This is a genomic window from Variovorax sp. GW531-E2, from assembly GCF_059423125.1.
Window position 1 is genome coordinate 1 of record NZ_JBWKXQ010000094.1, and the last position, 16,286, is coordinate 16,286.

The following is a 16,286-nucleotide window of genomic DNA, read 5'->3' on the forward strand; positions in this document are numbered from 1 at the left end:
GGCGGCGAGGGTGGCGTCGGGCAGCGGCGTGGCCATCCGGGGAGCGGGGCGTGCGGTGAGAAAAAGAAAAAAGACCGGGCGCGCGATCAGGCGACGACCACGGCCGCGCCGTCGCCGCGCTCGGCGATCACGCCGATCTCGTGCACCGATTCACCGGCGGCGCGCAGCGTGGCGGCGCAGGCGGCGGCTTCGGCCGCATCGATCACCACGACCATGCCGATGCCGTTGTTGAAGGTGCGGTTCATCTCGATGTCGTCGATGCCGGCCACCTTCTGCAGCCAGGCGAACAGCTCGGTCTGCGGCCAGCTGCCCTTCTTCAGGTGGGCGGCGGTGCCTTCGGGCAGCACGCGCGGGATGTTCTCGAGCAGGCCGCCGCCGGTGATGTGGGCCAGGGCCTTGATCGGGTGCTTGCCCAGCGCCTCGAGCACGGGCTTCACGTACAGGTGGGTGGGTTCCATCACGGCTTCGCGGAAGGGCTTGCCGTCCAGGGTGGCGGGCAGGTCGGCGCCGGCGCGCTCGATCACCTTGCGCACGAGGCTGAAACCGTTGGAATGCACGCCGGCCGAGGCCAGGCCCAGCACCACGTCGCCGGGCTTGACGTTCTGGCCCGTGAGGATCTTCGACTTTTCGACCGCGCCGACCGCAAAGCCGGCCAGGTCGTATTCGCCGGCCGGGTACATGCCGGGCATTTCGGCGGTTTCGCCGCCGATGAGGGCGCAACCGGAGATTTCGCAGCCGCGGGCGATGCCGCCGACCACGGCCGCGGCCGTGTCCACGTCGAGCTTGCCGCAGGCGAAGTAATCCAGGAAGAACAGGGGCTCGGCGCCCTGCACCAGCACGTCGTTGACGCTCATGGCCACGAGGTCGATGCCGACCGTGTCGTGCATGTTCCATTCGAAGGCCAGCTTGAGCTTGGTGCCCACGCCGTCGGTGCCGCTGACCAGCACCGGTTCCTTGTAGCGCTTGGGCACTTCGAACAGGGCGCCGAAGCCGCCGATGCCGGCGAGCACGCCTTCGCGCATGGTTTTCTTCGCCAGCGGCTTGATGCGGTCGACCAGGGCGTCGCCTGCGTCGATATCGACACCGGCGTCCTTGTAGCTGAGCGGGGTGGGCGTGGAGGAGGTCATGGGCGGGCGGTGTCGAGAAGAAGGAGCGAAAAGGTTCGCGAAGCGGCGAGGAAGGGCGGGCAGGGGAGGCGCCGGCGACCGAGGCGGCCGGGCCGATAGAATTCCTCACGATTTTAAGGGCCCTCCGGGCCCCCTCCATGAACCTTCCCGGGATGAAACAGCTCGCGCTCGATATCGGCATTGCGACGGGCCCCAGCTTCGACGCCTTTTTTGCCGGCCCCAACGAGGCGGCGCTGCGACACCTGCAAGTGTGGGTGGGCGGCGCCGACGGCAGCCCTGCGCTGCACTCGCCGGTGCCGACCTACCTCTGGGGCGACAGCGGCAGCGGCAAGACCCACCTGCTCGAATCCGTGCGTGTCGCACTGGCCGAGCAGGGCGCCAGCGTGGGCTGGCTGCACGCCGGCCTGCTGGAGCCGCCCGAGTTCGACGAGCGCTGGGGCGCCGTCCTGCTCGACGACGTCCACCTCTACACCGCGGTGCAGCAGCACGCGGCCTTCAACTGGTTCGTCAACGCCCAGACCCTGCAGCGCGGCGTGGTCGCCGCCGGCGCCTTGCCGCCGGCCGACCTGCCGCTGCGCGAAGACCTGCGCACCCGCCTCGGCTGGGGCCATGTCTTCCACCTGCAGGTGCTGAGTGAAAGCGAACGCCGCGCGGTGCTGCGCCAGGCGGCCGACGCGCGCGGCGTGATGCTGTCCGACGACGTGCTCGACTTCATGCTGCACCGCTTCAGCCGCGACCTGGGCAGCCTGATGGAGCTGCTGTCGCAGCTGGACGGCTACGCCCTGCAGACCCAACGCGCGATCACCATTCCGCTGATCCGCTCCATGCTCGAAAACGAATAGACAGATAAGAAGAAGCGCCTGCTCCTCCTCGAAAAACAACCAATGATCAAGAAATTCATCGACAAGCTGCTCGGCAAGTCCGCTGGCGGCACGCAGGGCAAGAGCCGCTTCGGCAAGCGCCAGGAGGTGCCGGCAGAGGTTCACAAGATCGATCCCGCCCTGGTCGACGAACGCGCGAAGAACGTGGTCACCACGCTGCAGCAGGCCGGCTACGAGGCCTACGTGGTGGGCGGCGCGGTGCGCGACCTGCTGCTGGGCCTGCGCCCGAAGGACTTCGACGTGGCAACCAACGCCACGCCCGAGCAGGTCAAGTCGCTGTTCCGCCGCGCCTTCATCATCGGGCGGCGCTTTCGCATCGTGCACGTGGTGTACGGCCGGGGCCGCGAGCACGAGGTGATCGAGGTCTCGACCTTCCGCGCCTACATGGACAGCGCCGCCGCCGAGCAGGTGGCCGGCAACGAGCGCACCAGCAAGGGCGAGCTCGCGAGCATGAAGCACGCCGTGGACGCCAGCGGCCGCGTGCTGCGCGACAACGTCTGGGGCCCGCAGGAAGAAGATGCGGCGCGCCGCGACTTCACCGTCAACGCCATGTACTACGACCCGGCCAACCAGGTCGTGGTCGACTATCACAACGGCATCAAGGACGCCCAGAAGCTCACGCTGCGCATGATCGGCGACCCGGTCACGCGCTACCGCGAAGACCCGGTGCGCATCATTCGCGCCATCCGCTTCTCGGCCAAGCTGGCCGCGCTCGGTTTCAAGATGGAAGCCAAGACCGCCGCGCCGCTCATCGAGTCGAGCAAGCTGCTGGCCGACGTGCCGCAAAGCCGCATGTTCGACGAGATGCTCAAGCTGCTGCAGACCGGCCACGCCATCGCCACGGTCGAGCAGCTGCGCAAGCTGGGGCTCGCCACCGGCATCTATCCGCTGCTCGACGTGGTGGTGGAGCGCGCCGACCAGCCCTTCGTGAAGGCCGCCCTGCAGGACACCGACCGCCGCGTCGGCGAAGGCAAGCCCGTGGCGCCCAGCTTCCTCTTGGCCTGCGTGCTGTGGGCCGACGTGCGCGACGGCTGGGCCCAGCGCCAGGAAGGCCGCCACGGCCAGCGCCCGCAGCCGCCGTTCCCGGCGCTGCAGGACGCCATCGACGACGTGTTCAATGCGCGCATCGGCGACGTCTCGGGCCGCGGCAAGCTGGCCGCCGACATGCGCGAGATCTGGATGATGCAGCCGCGCTTCGACAAGCGCACCGGCTCCACGCCCTACAGTCTGGTCGAGCAGGCGCGCTTCCGCGCCGCCTTCGACTTCATGCGCCTGCGTGCCGACGTGGGCGAGGTCGGCGAAGCCATCGCCGAGTGGTGGCAGGAGTTCAGCACCGCCGACGACCTGCGTCGCCAGGACCTGCTCGAACAGGTCCGCGAAGAACAGAAGGTGCGCCAGCGCGTGCGCCTGCGCGATCCAGCCGCTGCGCCCAAGCCGCGCAGCGAGCAGCCGGCGCGCCAGAAACAGGCCGCGACCGAATCGGACGACGGCGACGGACCCGACATCGAGGCCGACGCCGTGCCGCCGGATGGCGAAGCCGCCGCGCCGCGCAAGCGCAAGCGCCGGCGCAAGCCGCGCCCCGTGGGCGGCGGTAGCGGTGGTGGCGGCAGCGAGGGCGGCGGGAGCGCCGCAGGCGAATGAGCGCGCCCGACCGGCCGAAGGACGGCAAGAAGAGCCCCCCGGCTGCCAAGGCCGCCAAAGGGGGCAAGCCCGCGCCGCGCGCCGGAGGCAAGCCGCCATCGGCCGCTAGCAAGAGCGGCCCGCCCGCGCGCCGCGCACCGACGAGTCGTCCACGCGGTCCGCGCGAGGACTACCCGACCGTGCAGGCCTTCGTCGCCATCGGCGCCAACCTGGGCGATGCCGAGGCGACCGTGAAGGAGGCCATGGCCGCCATCGGCGCGCTGCAGCGCACCCAGGTCACGGCCCGCTCGTCGCTCTACCGCAGTGCGCCAGTCGATGCCGAAGGCCCCGACTTCATCAACGCCGTGGTGGCCGTGCGCACCGGGCTGGACGCGGAGCAGCTGCTCATCGCGCTGCAGCGCCTGGAAACGCTGGCCGGCCGCGAGCGGCCCTTTCCCAATGCGCCGCGCACGCTCGATCTCGACCTGCTGATGCACGGCAATTCGGTGATCGAAAGCCCCACGCTGACCCTGCCGCACCCGCGCATGCGCGAGCGCGCCTTCGTGCTCAAGCCGCTGGCCGAGATCGCGCCCGACAAGGTGCCGCGCGCCGCGCTGGCACGCGTGACCGGCCAGGTCATCCAAAAAATCCGCTGACCCTCAGGGCCGCCGGCATGCGGCTGTCTCTGCCCGATCTCGCCGGCGTTGCCGCGTGCGTGCGGCTGGTCGTGGCACTGCGGTTGCCGGCCTGAGCGGGCCTGTCGCGCCGGAGCCCGAAGGTCGGCCCGACCGGTCGTTCCGGTCGCGCCCGTTAAACTCGGGAAGTTTTCACGAAGGCGTCATGAAATTGTGATTGGCGCGTCCCAGGAGTTTTTTCCATGTTCGGCAAGCTGCTGCCCCGAGAGGGCAATTTTTTTGAAATGTTCAACCAGCATGCCGAGCGCATCGTGGAGGCGGCGCGTGCGTTCGAGCAGCTCGTCACCCACTATGCGGACGTGCACCTGCGCGAACAGTACAACCGCGACGTCGACAACGCCGAGCGCGCCGCGGACCGCGTGACGCACGACGTCAACCGCCTGATCCACAAGACCTTCATCACGCCCATCGACCGCGAGCAGATCCACAAGCTCATCAACACGATGGACGACGTGGCCGACCTGATCCAGGACTCGGCCGAGACCATGGCGCTGTACGACGTGCGCCACATGACCGACGAGATCGTGCGCCTCACGGCCCTGAGCGTGAAGTGCTGCGACCGCCTCAAGGACGCCGTGAAGTACCTCGGCAAGATCGCCGACCCGGCCGTGGCCGAGGCCACGCTCAAGACCTGCGAGGAGATCGACCGCCTCGAATCCGACGCCGACCGCGTGATGCGCAGCGCCATGAGCAAGCTGTTCCGCGAAGAGCCGGACGTGCGCGAGGTCATCAAGCTCAAGGCGATCTACGAGCTGCTCGAGACGATCACCGACAAGTGCGAGGACGTGGCCAACGTGATCGAGGGCATCGTCCTCGAGAATTCCTGAAAACGGGTAGCAGCCGATGACAACGGTGCAGGTCGCCCTCTGGGTGGTGGTGGTGCTGGTCGCGCTCGCGATCCTGTTCGACTTCATGAACGGCTTCCACGATGCCGCCAATTCGATCGCGACGGTGGTGTCCACCGGCGTGCTGAAGCCGGGGCAGGCCGTGGTGTTCGCGGCTTTCTTCAACCTGATCGCGATCTTCGTCTTCCACCTGAGCGTAGCGGCGACCGTGGGCAAGGGCATCGCCCAGCCCGGGGTGGTCGACGTGCACGTGGTGTTCGGGGCGCTCATCGGCGCCATCAGCTGGAACCTCGTCACTTGGTACTACGGCATCCCGAGCAGCTCGTCGCACGCGCTGATCGGCGGCATCGTGGGCGCCGTGATCGCCAAGACGGGCACCAGCGGCCTCGTGGCTTCCGGCATCTGGAAGACCGTGGCCTTCATCTTCGTGTCGCCGCTGCTGGGCTTCCTGCTGGGCTCGCTGATGATGATCGTGGTGGCCTGGGGCTTCCGGCGTGCTACGCCGTCGCGCGTGGACCGGTGGTTCCGGCGATTGCAACTGGTCTCGGCCGGCGCCTACAGCCTGGGCCACGGCGGCAACGACGCGCAGAAGACCATCGGCATCATCTGGATGCTGCTGATCGCCACCGGCTACGCCTCGGCCAGCGACGCAGTGCCGCCGACCTGGGTCATCGTGAGCTGCTACGCGGCCATTGCGCTGGGCACCATGTTCGGCGGCTGGCGCATCGTGAAGACCATGGGCCAGAAGATCACCAAGCTCAAGCCCGTGGGCGGCTTCTGCGCCGAGACCGGCGGGGCGCTGACCCTGTTCCTGGCCACCGCGCTGGGCATTCCGGTGTCGACCACCCACACCATCACGGGCGCCATCGTCGGCGTCGGTGCCACGCAGCGCGCCAGCGCGGTGCGCTGGGGCGTGGCGGGGAACATCGTCTGGGCCTGGGTCCTGACCATTCCCGCCTCGGCCTTCGTCGCGGCGATGGCTTACTGGTTCAGTTGGCAGATTTTCTGAAGCACTGAAGCGTCGGCGCCTCGTTCGCAGAGGCGCCGCGCTTGGCCGAGCGACTATTGCGAGATTTTTCGGCCTTCTTCGATCTGGTGTTCGAAGTAGTGCTGGAAGCTGTACACGATGCTCGCCATCAGGATCGAGCTCCCGAAGAACAGGGACGCGACCACGGCGCCGATCGTGAGCCAGTTGGTCTGGCCCGGCGCGGCGTCGGGCGCTGCGCCGGCGTTGAAGCGGGCATTCCATTTTTCGGGCGTCATCAGGCCGTAGATGATCGCCATCAGCGCGCAGCCCGCGATCGTGAAGCCGAGCAGCGGGATCAGCGCCCAGCTCACGCCGTCGTCCACGCCGTACATGCGCAGGCGCTCGATGCCGTAGATGCCCAGCGCGGTGGGAATGGGCAACAGCCAGCCGAGCCAGTCGCCCATGCCGCGCAGGTAGAAGCGGTGCAGGCCCAGCGGGCCACCGAGGAAGGAGAGCCAGGCGGCCACGGTCTTGCTTTTCATCTTTTTCATCATTCGGGTTTGGTGCGGCTGCCTTCGCCGAGTACTTTTTCCATCAGGACCACGTCGCGCCAGGCGTCGAACTTCCAGCCGCAGTCTTTCAGCACGCCCACGTGCGTGAAGCCCTGGCTGCGGTGCACGCCGACCGAACCCGCGTTGGCCGAATCGCCGATCACCGCGATCAGCTTGCGCACGCCGACCGCTTCGGCGGCCTGCGAGAGCGCCGCCAGCAGCTGTGCGCCCACGCCCTTGCCGCGTGCGGCCTCGGACATGTAGATCGAGTCCTCGGCCGAAAACCGGTAGGCCGGGCGGGGCTTGAACCAGTTGCAGTAGGCAAAACCCAACACTTCGCCGTTTTCTTCGGCCACGAGGTAGGGCAGGTTCTTGCCCAGCACGTCGGCCCGCCGGGAGGCCATGTCGGCCTCGGATGGAGGCTCGGTTTCGAAGGTGCCGGTGCCGTGCAGCACGTGATGGGCATAGATGGCCGTGATGGCTGCGATGTCTTCGTCGCGGCTGGGGCGGATGGTGAGAGTCATGCGGGTGGGGCAGGCGGCGCGGGGCCGGAATTCGGAGAAAAACCCGGGTCGGGCTATAATCGTGGGCTTTTCAGCGTGCGCTGGCCGGGTGGCCATGTCGCGTGTCTCGACGCTGGAAGAACATCGTGAGCGGGCCTCTTTCTATTTGAACTGGCTCGCTGACCACCCAAGGATAAATCATGGTCGTCATTCGACTCTCCCGCGGCGGCTCCAAAGGCCGTCCGTTCTTCAACATCGTCGTGTCGGACAAGCGCGTTCGCCGCGATGGCCGTTTCATCGAGCGCCTGGGCTTCTACAACCCGACCGCCAAGGAAAACGAAGAAAGCATCCGCATCGCCCAGGACCGCCTCGCGTACTGGAAGAGCGTCGGTGCCCAGGCTTCGCCCACGGTGCTGCGCCTGATCAAGCAAGCCGCTGCCGCGGCCCCCAAGGCGGCCGCCTAAGCCGCCCGCACGGCGATGCTGCCCACACTCGAAGCCGCCGAACTGCCGGCGGATGCGATCGAGGTCGGACGCATCGCCGATGCCTGGGGCATCAAGGGCTGGTTCAAGGTCCTGCCCCACAGCGCCCAACCCGAGGCGCTTTTCTCTTCCAAGCGCTGGTTCCTGCAGGCTCCCGGAGCCTCCACACCTGCCGCTTTTCGGCTCGCGGTTCGCGAAGCCAAAGAACATTCCGACTGCATCGTCGCCTCGTCCGAGGATGTGCCCGACCGCAATGCGGCCGAGGCGCTGCGCGGCGCGCGCGTGTTCGTGCCGCGCTCGAGCTTTCCGACCGCCGGCGACGACGAGTACTACTGGGTCGACCTGATCGGCCTGTCGGTCGTCAACCGCGAAGGTGTCGTGCTCGGTGCGGTGCGTGAACTGCTCGCCACCGGCCCGCAGACCACGCTGGTGCTGACGGCCGAAGAAGACGGCAAGACCATCGAGCGCATGGTGCCGTTCGTCTCGGTCTTCGTCGACAAGGTCGACCTGCCCGGCCGCCTCATCACGGTCGACTGGCAACCCGATTTCTGATCCGGGCCGCGCGCGCATGCGCTTCGACGTCCTCACGCTTTTTCCCGAACTGTTCGCGCCTTTCATGGCCAGCGGCGTGACGCGCCGTGCCTACGAGTCGAGGCAGGTCGAGGTCGTGCTGTGGAATCCGCGCGATTTCGCCCAGGGCAACTACAAGCGCGTGGACGACCGCCCCTTCGGCGGCGGGCCCGGCATGGTGATGATGGCCGAGCCCCTGGCGGCCTGCCTCGATGCCGCGCTTGCGGCCCGCGGCGCACCGGCGCCGGTGGTGCTGTTCTCGCCCATCGGCGAGGCGCTGCGCCACGAGGCCGTCGAGCGCTGGTCGGCGAGCGAAGGTGCGGTGCTGGTCTGCGGACGCTACGAAGGCATCGACCAGCGCTTCATCGACGCGCGAGTCACCCACCAGGTCAGCCTCGGCGACTTCGTGCTGTCGGGCGGCGAGATCGCGGCCATGGCGCTGCTCGACGCCGTGGCCCGCCTGCAGCCCGGCGTGCTGGGCGACGAGGCCAGCCATGTGCAGGACAGCTTCAATCCGGCGCTCGACGGTCTGCTCGACTGCCCGCACTACACCCGGCCCGAGCAGTGGAGCGGGCAGGGCGTTCCGGCGCCGCTGCTCTCGGGCCACCATGCGCAGATCGAGCGCTGGCGGCGCGACCAGCGCCTGGCCATCACGGCCGCGCGGCGCCCCGAACTGATCGATGCCGCACGGGCGGCAGGCAAGCTCAACAAGGCCGATGAGGCCGCGCTGAAAAAAAAGCTATAATCCGCGGTTCCCCGATCCTCTGTCCGGCCGCGCCCGGTTTGTTGGTGGTTCTTCCGCCAAAGCCCACGGCGCCTTTAGTGCAGCCCGAAACGATCGATATCCAGGAAATCATGAACCTCATCCAGACCCTCGAGCAGGAAGAAATTTCCCGTCTCGGCAAGACCATCCCCGATTTCATGCCCGGTGACACGGTCATCGTCAGCGTGAACGTCGTCGAAGGCAGCCGCAAGCGCGTGCAGGCCTACGAAGGCGTCGTGATCGCCAAGCGCAACCGTGGCCTCAACAGCGGCTTCACCGTGCGCAAGATCTCCAGCGGCGAAGGCGTGGAGCGTACGTTCCAGACCTACAGCCCGCTGATCGCCGGCATCGAAGTCAAGCGCCGCGGCGACGTGCGCCGTGCCAAGCTGTACTACCTGCGTGAGCGCAGCGGTCGTTCGGCACGTATCAAGGAAAAGCTGCCGGGCAAGTCGCAGAAGGCTGCGTCGGCCGCTTAATCAGCCGCCGTCCTTTCTGCTCAAAAAGCCGCCGCTCTGGCGGCTTTTTGCGTTGGCGCCGCGCTTCAAGACAGTTTTCCATTTTTACGCTCTACTCCTTTCATTCCGCCACAGGCCGCATCCTCTCTTGACCTCATCCACTTCCGCCCCCACGTCCTCCGCCGTCGTCGAACCCGTCAATGCCGTGGTGCCGCCCGCGTTGCTGCAGATCGACCCGCGCCAGGCGCCCTTCGTGGACGGAAGCGACGGTCTGCCGGCGGTGGCCCCGGCGCAGCTGACGGCAACGGCCCTGCGCGCGCGCTTTGCTTCGCCGCCCGTCTGGACGCCCGAGCTGCGCCGCGAGCCCCGCATGACCGACCGCGTGCCGGCCCAGGCCGCCGTGCTGGTGCCGATCGTGCAGCGCCCGCAAGGCGCGACCGTGCTGCTCACCGAGCGCACCACGCACCTGTCGACCCATTCGGGGCAGGTGGCCTTTCCCGGTGGGCGCGTCGACCCCGAGGACGCCAACATCCAGGCCGCCGCGCTGCGCGAAGCCTGGGAAGAGGTGGGCCTGTCGGCGCAGTTCATCGAGGTGCTCGGCACCTTGCCGACCTACACGACCGTCACTTCGTTCGTCGTGACCCCGGTGGTCGCGCTGGTGCAGCCCGATTTCGTGCTGGACATCAATCCATTCGAGGTGGCCGAGGCCTTCGAGGTGCCGCTGGCCTGGCTGATGGACCCGGCCAACCACCGCCGTCATGCGGTCAGCGCCACCGATGGGGTCCGTCGCGAGTGGTACTCGATGCCGTATGTCGATGGCCCGCACGAGCGCTTCGTCTGGGGCGCCACCGCGGGCATGCTGCGCAACCTCTACCGCTTCCTCGCCGCCTGAGCCGGATCGGGCGCCACCTGGGGCGAAAACCTTCAGGTGCTCTCGCTATCATCGAAGGATGAGCTTCTTTGCCATCCTGTGCGCGTTGCTGATCGAGCAGGTGCGGCCGCTGGGCCCGCGCAACCCCGTGTACGGCGGCGTTCTGGCGTGGACGCGCTGGACCAGCCGCAACTTCGATGCGGGCAAGCCGCACCACGGATGGATCGCCTGGGGGCTCGCGGTGTTCGTGCCGACGCTGCTGTCGCTGGGCGTTCACTGGCTGCTGGTGCTCACGCTGGGCCTGCCGTTCGCCGTGCTGTGGAGCGTCGCGGTGCTCTACATGACGCTGGGCTTTCGCCAGTTCAGCCATCACTTCACCGACATCCGCGATGCGCTCGACGAAGGCGACGAGCCGCTCGCGCGCTCGCTGCTGGCGCACTGGCAGGGCGTCGACGCCGCCGAGCTGCCGCGCAGTGAAATCGTGCGCCACGTGATCGAGCATTCGGTCATTGCGGCGCACCGGCATGTCTTCGGCGTGCTGGCCTGGTTCTCGGTGCTTGCGGCTCTCGGCCTGGGGCCGGCGGGCGCGGTGTTCTATCGCATGAGCGAGTTCGTCGCGCGCTACTGGGCCCACAAGAACGGCGCGCCGGTGCAGCCTTCGAGCGTGGCGGTGCAGGATGCGGCCGAGCGTGCCTGGCATGCCGTCGACTGGCTGCCCGCGCGCATCACCGCGCTCGGTTTCGCCGTGGTCGGCAGCTTCGAAGAGGCCATCGATTGCTGGCGCAACGACGCGCGGCGCTTCCCCAACGAGAACGACGGCGTGATCCTCGCGGCCACGTCCGGCGCGGTGAACGTGCGCCTGGGCGGCGGCTCGCTGAGCCCGATCCCGGTGGCCGATCCGCTGCCGCGCGCGCAGGCCGGCGAGTCGCCAAGCGTCGGCCGGCGCCTGGACAGCGGCAGCACGCCGGGCCGCGAGCCCGAGCCCGGCCACCTGCGCAGCGTGGTCGGCCTGGTCTGGCGATCGGTCGTGATGTGGATGGTGTTGCTGGCCTTGCTCACGCTCGCGCGCTTGCTCGGCTGACCCCATGACCACCCCGTCCGCACCGGCCTTCTGGAGCCCGCGCATCGGCGCGCTCGAGCCCTACGTGCCCGGCGAGCAGCCGCGCATCGCCAACCTCGTCAAGCTCAACACCAACGAGAACCCGTACCCGCCGTCGCCGGACGCCATCGCGGCGATCCAGCGCGCGGCCGCCGACGGCCTCGAACGCTACCCCGACCCCACGTCGCTCGCGCTGCGCGAAGCCGTGGCGCGCCGCCACGGCCTGCAGGTGGGCGAAGTGTTCGCGGGCAACGGCTCGGACGAGGTGCTCGCGCACGCGTTCTTCGCCTTCTTCCAGCAGGCGCAGCCGCTGCTGATGCCAGACGTGAGCTACAGCTTCTACAGGGTCTATGCCCAGCTCTACGGCATCGCCTGCGAGCAGCTGCCGGTCGATGACGGCCTGCGCATCGACATCGATGCGTTCGCGGCGCGCGCCCGCCAGGGCTGCGGCGGCATCGTCATCGCCAACCCGAACGCGCCGACCGGCATCGGCCAGCCGCTGGCGCGCATCGAACAGCTGCTTGCGGCGTGCCCGGATCGCGTCGTGCTGGTCGACGAGGCGTACGTCGATTTCGGCGGCGAGAGCGCGTTGTCGCTGATCGGCCGCTATCCGAACCTGCTCGTGGTGCAGACCCTGTCCAAGTCGCGCTCGCTGGCCGGCCTGCGTGTCGGTTTCGCCTGTGGGCAGGCGCACCTGATCGACGCGCTCGTGCGGGTCAAGGACAGCTTCAATTCGTACCCGATCGACCGGCTGGCCTCGGCCGGCGCCGTGGCTTCGCTGGATGACGAGGCGTGGTTTCGCAAGACACGCGACCAGGTCGTCGACACGCGCGAAGGCCTGAGCCTGCAGCTCGAGGACCTGGGCTTCGAGGTGCTGCCGTCGCAGGCCAACTTCGTGTTCGTGCGCCACCCGCAGCACGATGCGGCCGAACTGGCCGCCTTGCTGCGCGAGCGTGCGGTGCTGGTGCGGCATTTCAAGCAGCCACGCATCGCGCAGTACCTGCGCATCAGCATCGGCACGCGGGACCAGTGCGGCGCGCTCGTTCAGTGCCTGCAGGACATCCTGGCCTGACATCCCGAGGCAAGTCCATGTCGACCCTTCACGCCGATCCGCGCGCCGTTGCCTGCGCATCGTTCTGGCAAGCCTTGAGCGACAAGCTCGAGAGCCTGCATGCCTTGTCGGGCCACGCGCTGGTGGAGGCGCTGAATGCGCTGCTGCAGCCCTTCTTTCCGAACCTGGCGGCCGAAGTGCTGGGCGACCCGCCGGCTTTCACGCTCGTGCTGACGGCGCACGGCGCCGAAGCCGATTTCGAAGACCTCATGGCGCTGGTGCGCAGCGCGCCCGCGTTGCCCCAGGTCGAGGTGGAGGCCTTCCGGCAGCGCATGCGAGAGGGTTTCAGCATGCGCATGAACGACTTCGAACTTGCTTGCTCGGACGTTCTCGTGAAGCACGAGCCCTACAAGGGGCGGGTGGCGCTGGAGATCGGCTTTGCCAAGCCCATTCCGATGGACATGCAGGATCACGCGCGCCACATGAGCCTGATCATGCTCGACCACATCCTGGGCGAGTACGACTTCGCCGTGAAGGTCGGGCCGGTCGATCACGTCGAGGCGGATGCGCAAGCGGATTTCGATGGTGTGCCGCTCGATGACTTCGTGCCTCTGTTCGACGCATGCTGGCGCGAGGATCTGGGCCACACCGGCGTTTTTCCCACCGGCGAGCATGGCTGGTCCGGCCTGACGGCCACGCGCACCGCCGAGGACGGCAGCGAGGTCGAGGCGGTCGTGATGCGAAACGACGCCGCGAACGCACTGCTCGGGCGTGCCGACCTGGGCCATCGGCTCTCGGCTGCCATCCCCGTCGAATCGGGCGAGGAACTGGACGAGGCCCGTGGCTACGAAGACCGGCTGACCGCGCTGCTGCAGACGCACGGCGAAGGCTGCTGCACGCACATCGTGCTGGAAGAGGGTGTTCGCACCGTGCACTTCCATGTGGCCGATCCGCAGGCGGCCATCGTGCATGCGCAATCGGTGCAAGAGGCGTTGGAATTGCCGGTGACCCTCGACCTGACCTTCGACCCGACCTGGAAGTCGTACCGCACCTGGCTGGCCTGAGCGCAGCCGGCCCTTCGGTGCGTGTTCAGTAGCGCGTCTGGCTCAGCTCTGCGAACAGCTCGCCGTAGATCTTGTAGCGCGAGGCGCTGATCGGTCCGGGTTGCGTCGCCGTTTCGACGTTCGAGATCACACCGCAGCCGGGTTCGTGCAGGTGGGTGCAGTTGTAGAACTTGCAGTCGCCCGTGTGCTCGGCGATGTCGGGCATGAGGCCGGCGAGCTGCATCGGCTCGATGTGGTTCAGGCCGAATTCCTGGAAGCCCGGCGAGTCGATGAGGCCCGTGGTGCGGGCCTCATCGATCCAGTACCAGGTGGTGCTGGTGGTCGTGTGCTTGCCTGAGTTGAGGGCCTGCGAAATCTCTTGCGTCAGCACGCTCGCGCCGGGCACCAGCAGGTTGGTGAGCGTGCTCTTGCCCGAGCCTGACGGGCCGAGCACCAGCGTCGACTTGCCCGCCAGCAACTTCATCAGCGAGGCGTAGTCCGCCTCGCCCGAGGCCTTGAGCGACAGCGGCAGCACGCCGTGGTGCATGCGGCGGTAGGGCGCCAGCTTGGCCCAGGCGCGCGCGAACGGTTCGACGAGGTCGCTCTTGTTGAGCGCGATGATGGGCGTGATGCGCTCGGCCTCGGCCGCGATCAGTGCGCGTGCCAGCTGGTGTTCGGAAAACTCGGGCTCGGCCGCGATCAGGATCAGCACATGGTCGAGGTTGGCCGCGAACGACTTGGTGCGGATCTCGTCCTGCCGGTAGAAGAGGTTGCGCCGCGGCAGCACCTCTTCGATGGTGCCTTCGTCTTCGGTGGCCTGCCAGCGCACGCGGTCGCCGACCACGGCCTGGCTCTTCTTGCCGCGCGGGTGGCAGATCAGCCGCTCGCCCGTGGGCGTTTCGACGAGGCAGTGACGCCCGTGGCTGGCGACGACGAGGCCGTCGTGGTGCGCCTTCCCCGTGTTGTGCGCAGCGGGGGTGAAGGCGGCGCGGCCCGGCTTAGCCACAGGCGCGTGTCCTCATGCGGCGGGGCTCGCAACCAGCGCGTCGGCCTGCCGAGCGCAATCGAAATCGGTGATCGAGAGGCCGTTCACATCGTGCGTGTTGAAGCGCACCACGCAGCGGTTGTAGTGCACCGACAGGTCGGGGTGGTGGTCCTGCGTGTGAGCCACCATCGCCAGCGCATTCACGAAGGCGATGGTCTCGAAGTAGTTCGCGAAGGTGAAGGTCTTCTCGATCGCGACATCGGCGCCGTCGCCGGTGAGCTTCCAGCCGTCGAGCTGGGCCAGGCCCGAGACGATCTCGGTGGCGCTCAGGGCCTTGCGGGGCGGGAGGTTCTTCCAGTCCTTGGGTTTGAACATGCTGCTCATGAGGGGCTTCGCTGAAAAGGTGGGTCGAGGGTCACGCCGCGGTCATGCGCGCAAGGCGCTCGGAGGCGGGCGGGTGGGAGTAGTAGAACTTGACGAACACCGGGTCGGGCGTGAGCGTCGAAGCGTTGTCCTGGTAGAGCTTGAGCAGGGCGGCCGACAGGTCGGCGCCGCTGGTCTGCGCCACGGCGTAGGCGTCGGCCTCGAACTCGTGCTTGCGCGACAGGCGCGCCGGCAGCGGGGCGACGAAGAAGCTGAACACCGGCACGGCCAGCATGAACAGCAGCAGCGCCAGCGCGTTGTTGGGCGCGGCCGGCGACAGGTTGGGCTGCACGCCCAGGCCGGCGTAGAACCAGACCTGCGTCGAGACCCAGCCCAGCAACGCAAAGCCGGCCAGGCTCAGCGCGAACATCGCGATGAGCCGCTTCACGATGTGGCGGTGCTTGAAGTGGCCGAGTTCGTGCGCGAGCACGGCCTCGACTTCGCCGGCGTTGAGCTGGCGCAGCAGCGTGTCGTAGAACACCACGCGCTTGCTGGCGCCGAAGCCGGTGAAGTAGGCATTGGCGTGCGCGCTGCGCGTGCTGCCGTCCATCACGAACAGGCCCTTGGCCGCGAAGCCGCAGCGCTTCATGAGCGCCGTGACGCGCGCCTTGAGCGTCGGGTCGTCCAGCGGCTTGAACTTGTTGAACAGCGGCGCGATGAAGGTCGGGTAGATCAGCATCAGCAGCAGGTTGAAGCCCATCCACGCGCCCCAGGCCCAGAGCCACCAGAGCGTGCCGGCCGCACCCATGAGCCACAGGATGAGCGCCGCGATCGGCAGCCCGATCAGCGCGCCGAGCAGCGTCGACTTGACGGCGTCGGTGAGCCAGAGCTTCCAGGTCATCTTGTTGAAGCCGAAGCGCTCCTCGAGCCGGAAGGTCTGCCACAGCGTGAACGGCAGCTCCAGCAGGCCGCCGATGAGTGCAAAGGCCGCCAGCAGCGCCAGTTGCTGCACCATGCCGCCGCCCAGCCACACCAGCAGCAGCTTGTTCAGCAGGTCGAGCCCGCCGAGCAGCGTCCAGCCCAGCAGCAGGGCGGCGCCCCAGGCCATTTCGACGAGCCCGAAGCGTGCCTTGGCGATCGTGTAGTCGGCCGCCTTCTGGTGCGCGGCGAGCGTGATGGTTTGTGCAAAAGCTTCCGGCACGGCGCCGCGGTGGCGCGCCACGTGGCGCACCTGGCGGGTGGCCAGCCAGAACTTCACGAGCAGGCCCGCCACGAGCGCCGCCGCGAAGGCAAGGGTGAAGATGAGCGAATAAGACATCATGAAGCGGCGAGTTTAGTCCCCGGTATATCGGGGCGCAGGCCTTCGACGACAATCCTGCGATGCCCGAATCCCTTGACCCGACGCCCCCCGCAGC

19 protein-coding genes are annotated in these 16,286 nt (G+C 68.0%); 13 read left to right on the forward strand and 6 right to left on the reverse strand.

The window, feature by feature from the left end:
• Positions 1-86: 86 nt before the first annotated feature.
• Positions 87-1,127 (reverse strand): phosphoribosylformylglycinamidine cyclo-ligase, encoded by a 1,041-nt coding sequence (gene purM, locus AC07XP_RS30880; RefSeq protein ID WP_062475090.1) that lies wholly within the window; start codon positions 1,125-1,127, stop codon positions 87-89.
• Positions 1,128-1,279: 152 nt separating this feature from the next.
• On the opposite strand from purM, the gene hda reads away from it, so the two are divergent.
• The 5 genes from hda to AC07XP_RS30905 all read left to right on the forward strand — a co-directional run bounded on the left by hda (position 1,280) and on the right by AC07XP_RS30905 (position 6,177).
• Positions 1,280-1,969, forward strand: a complete 690-nt coding sequence (gene hda, locus AC07XP_RS30885) for a DnaA regulatory inactivator Hda (protein ID WP_056571899.1) — start codon at positions 1,280-1,282, stop codon at positions 1,967-1,969.
• Between the two features lie 42 nt (positions 1,970-2,011).
• Entirely contained in the window at positions 2,012-3,649 is a 1,638-nt protein-coding gene (gene pcnB, locus AC07XP_RS30890) for a polynucleotide adenylyltransferase PcnB (protein WP_495266809.1), read from the forward strand.
• Positions 3,646-4,284 (forward strand): 2-amino-4-hydroxy-6-hydroxymethyldihydropteridine diphosphokinase, encoded by a 639-nt coding sequence (gene folK / locus AC07XP_RS30895; RefSeq protein ID WP_495266810.1) that lies wholly within the window; start codon positions 3,646-3,648, stop codon positions 4,282-4,284. Before pcnB ends, folK begins: the two co-directional genes overlap by 4 nt.
• A 221-nt stretch (positions 4,285-4,505) precedes the next feature.
• A complete protein-coding gene (locus AC07XP_RS30900; RefSeq protein ID WP_056571891.1) occupies positions 4,506-5,150 on the forward strand; it encodes a DUF47 domain-containing protein in 645 nt (214 codons plus the stop codon).
• Between the two features lie 16 nt (positions 5,151-5,166).
• Complete coding sequence (locus AC07XP_RS30905) at positions 5,167-6,177, forward strand: inorganic phosphate transporter (protein ID WP_062475084.1); 1,011 nt, start codon at positions 5,167-5,169, stop codon at positions 6,175-6,177.
• A 53-nt stretch (positions 6,178-6,230) separates the two neighbouring features.
• Here the strand turns inward: AC07XP_RS30905 and AC07XP_RS30910 are convergent, their stop codons facing one another.
• Both AC07XP_RS30910 and AC07XP_RS30915 read right to left on the reverse strand, forming a co-directional pair.
• Positions 6,231-6,677, reverse strand: a complete 447-nt coding sequence (locus AC07XP_RS30910; RefSeq protein WP_070062592.1) for a TM2 domain-containing protein — start codon at positions 6,675-6,677, stop codon at positions 6,231-6,233.
• A gap of 8 nt (positions 6,678-6,685) precedes the next feature.
• Entirely contained in the window at positions 6,686-7,210 is a 525-nt protein-coding gene (locus AC07XP_RS30915) for a GNAT family N-acetyltransferase (protein ID WP_495266811.1), read from the reverse strand.
• Between the two features lie 179 nt (positions 7,211-7,389).
• Here AC07XP_RS30915 and rpsP point away from each other — a divergent pair, with 179 nt between their 5' ends.
• The 8 genes from rpsP to AC07XP_RS30955 all read left to right on the forward strand — a co-directional run bounded on the left by rpsP (position 7,390) and on the right by AC07XP_RS30955 (position 13,544).
• On the forward strand, positions 7,390-7,653 hold the full coding sequence (gene rpsP / locus AC07XP_RS30920) for a 30S ribosomal protein S16 (protein WP_007831311.1): 264 nt from the start codon (positions 7,390-7,392) through the stop codon (positions 7,651-7,653).
• 15 nt (positions 7,654-7,668) lie between these two features.
• Complete coding sequence (gene rimM / locus AC07XP_RS30925) at positions 7,669-8,223, forward strand: ribosome maturation factor RimM (protein ID WP_095746396.1); 555 nt, start codon at positions 7,669-7,671, stop codon at positions 8,221-8,223.
• Positions 8,224-8,239: 16 nt separating this feature from the next.
• Positions 8,240-8,986 carry a tRNA (guanosine(37)-N1)-methyltransferase TrmD gene (gene trmD, locus AC07XP_RS30930; RefSeq protein WP_495266812.1) on the forward strand — a complete coding sequence of 249 codons (747 nt, stop codon included), beginning with the start codon at positions 8,240-8,242 and terminating at the stop codon, positions 8,984-8,986.
• Between the two features lie 110 nt (positions 8,987-9,096).
• Positions 9,097-9,480 (forward strand): 50S ribosomal protein L19, encoded by a 384-nt coding sequence (gene rplS / locus AC07XP_RS30935; protein ID WP_056572437.1) that lies wholly within the window; start codon positions 9,097-9,099, stop codon positions 9,478-9,480.
• 127 nt (positions 9,481-9,607) lie between these two features.
• A complete protein-coding gene (locus AC07XP_RS30940) occupies positions 9,608-10,351 on the forward strand; it encodes a CoA pyrophosphatase (protein ID WP_174250200.1) in 744 nt (247 codons plus the stop codon).
• A gap of 58 nt (positions 10,352-10,409) precedes the next feature.
• Complete coding sequence (locus AC07XP_RS30945) at positions 10,410-11,411, forward strand: CobD/CbiB family protein (protein WP_495266813.1); 1,002 nt, start codon at positions 10,410-10,412, stop codon at positions 11,409-11,411.
• A 4-nt stretch (positions 11,412-11,415) separates the two neighbouring features.
• Positions 11,416-12,501: a histidinol-phosphate transaminase gene (hisC, locus tag AC07XP_RS30950; protein WP_495266814.1), complete on the forward strand. Its 1,086-nt coding sequence runs from the start codon at positions 11,416-11,418 to the stop codon at positions 12,499-12,501.
• 17 nt (positions 12,502-12,518) lie between these two features.
• On the forward strand, positions 12,519-13,544 hold the full coding sequence (locus AC07XP_RS30955; protein WP_495266815.1) for a hypothetical protein: 1,026 nt from the start codon (positions 12,519-12,521) through the stop codon (positions 13,542-13,544).
• Positions 13,545-13,569: 25 nt separating this feature from the next.
• On the opposite strand, the gene rsgA is transcribed toward AC07XP_RS30955, so the two are convergent.
• The 3 genes from rsgA to AC07XP_RS30970 are packed head-to-tail and all read right to left on the reverse strand — an operon-like array spanning position 13,570 to position 16,189.
• A complete protein-coding gene (gene rsgA, locus AC07XP_RS30960) occupies positions 13,570-14,529 on the reverse strand; it encodes a ribosome small subunit-dependent GTPase A (RefSeq protein WP_083259283.1) in 960 nt (319 codons plus the stop codon).
• Between the two features lie 12 nt (positions 14,530-14,541).
• Complete coding sequence (locus AC07XP_RS30965) at positions 14,542-14,892, reverse strand: 4a-hydroxytetrahydrobiopterin dehydratase (RefSeq protein ID WP_095746391.1); 351 nt, start codon at positions 14,890-14,892, stop codon at positions 14,542-14,544.
• 31 nt (positions 14,893-14,923) lie between these two features.
• Positions 14,924-16,189: a M48 family metallopeptidase gene (locus AC07XP_RS30970; protein WP_495266816.1), complete on the reverse strand. Its 1,266-nt coding sequence runs from the start codon at positions 16,187-16,189 to the stop codon at positions 14,924-14,926.
• Between the last annotated feature and the right edge of the window lie 97 nt (positions 16,190-16,286).

Excerpts from the sequence above, each read along its gene's own strand:
- purM (WP_062475090.1), bottom strand. The coding sequence starts at position 1,127 with ATGACCTCCTCCACGCCCACCCCGCTCAGCTACAAGGACGCCGGTGTC.
- hda (WP_056571899.1), top strand. The coding sequence starts at position 1,280 with ATGAAACAGCTCGCGCTCGATATCGGCATTGCGACGGGCCCCAGCTTC.
- pcnB (WP_495266809.1), top strand. The coding sequence starts at position 2,012 with ATGATCAAGAAATTCATCGACAAGCTGCTCGGCAAGTCCGCTGGCGGC.
- folK (WP_495266810.1), top strand. The coding sequence starts at position 3,646 with ATGAGCGCGCCCGACCGGCCGAAGGACGGCAAGAAGAGCCCCCCGGCT.
- AC07XP_RS30900 (WP_056571891.1), top strand. The coding sequence starts at position 4,506 with ATGTTCGGCAAGCTGCTGCCCCGAGAGGGCAATTTTTTTGAAATGTTC.
- AC07XP_RS30905 (WP_062475084.1), top strand. The coding sequence starts at position 5,167 with ATGACAACGGTGCAGGTCGCCCTCTGGGTGGTGGTGGTGCTGGTCGCG.
- AC07XP_RS30910 (WP_070062592.1), bottom strand. The coding sequence starts at position 6,677 with ATGAAAAGCAAGACCGTGGCCGCCTGGCTCTCCTTCCTCGGTGGCCCG.
- AC07XP_RS30915 (WP_495266811.1), bottom strand. The coding sequence starts at position 7,210 with ATGACTCTCACCATCCGCCCCAGCCGCGACGAAGACATCGCAGCCATC.
- rpsP (WP_007831311.1), top strand. The coding sequence starts at position 7,390 with ATGGTCGTCATTCGACTCTCCCGCGGCGGCTCCAAAGGCCGTCCGTTC.
- rimM (WP_095746396.1), top strand. The coding sequence starts at position 7,669 with ATGCTGCCCACACTCGAAGCCGCCGAACTGCCGGCGGATGCGATCGAG.
- trmD (WP_495266812.1), top strand. The coding sequence starts at position 8,240 with ATGCGCTTCGACGTCCTCACGCTTTTTCCCGAACTGTTCGCGCCTTTC.
- rplS (WP_056572437.1), top strand. The coding sequence starts at position 9,097 with ATGAACCTCATCCAGACCCTCGAGCAGGAAGAAATTTCCCGTCTCGGC.
- AC07XP_RS30945 (WP_495266813.1), top strand. The coding sequence starts at position 10,410 with ATGAGCTTCTTTGCCATCCTGTGCGCGTTGCTGATCGAGCAGGTGCGG.
- hisC (WP_495266814.1), top strand. The coding sequence starts at position 11,416 with ATGACCACCCCGTCCGCACCGGCCTTCTGGAGCCCGCGCATCGGCGCG.
- AC07XP_RS30955 (WP_495266815.1), top strand. The coding sequence starts at position 12,519 with ATGTCGACCCTTCACGCCGATCCGCGCGCCGTTGCCTGCGCATCGTTC.
- AC07XP_RS30965 (WP_095746391.1), bottom strand. The coding sequence starts at position 14,892 with ATGAGCAGCATGTTCAAACCCAAGGACTGGAAGAACCTCCCGCCCCGC.
- AC07XP_RS30970 (WP_495266816.1), bottom strand. The coding sequence starts at position 16,189 with ATGTCTTATTCGCTCATCTTCACCCTTGCCTTCGCGGCGGCGCTCGTG.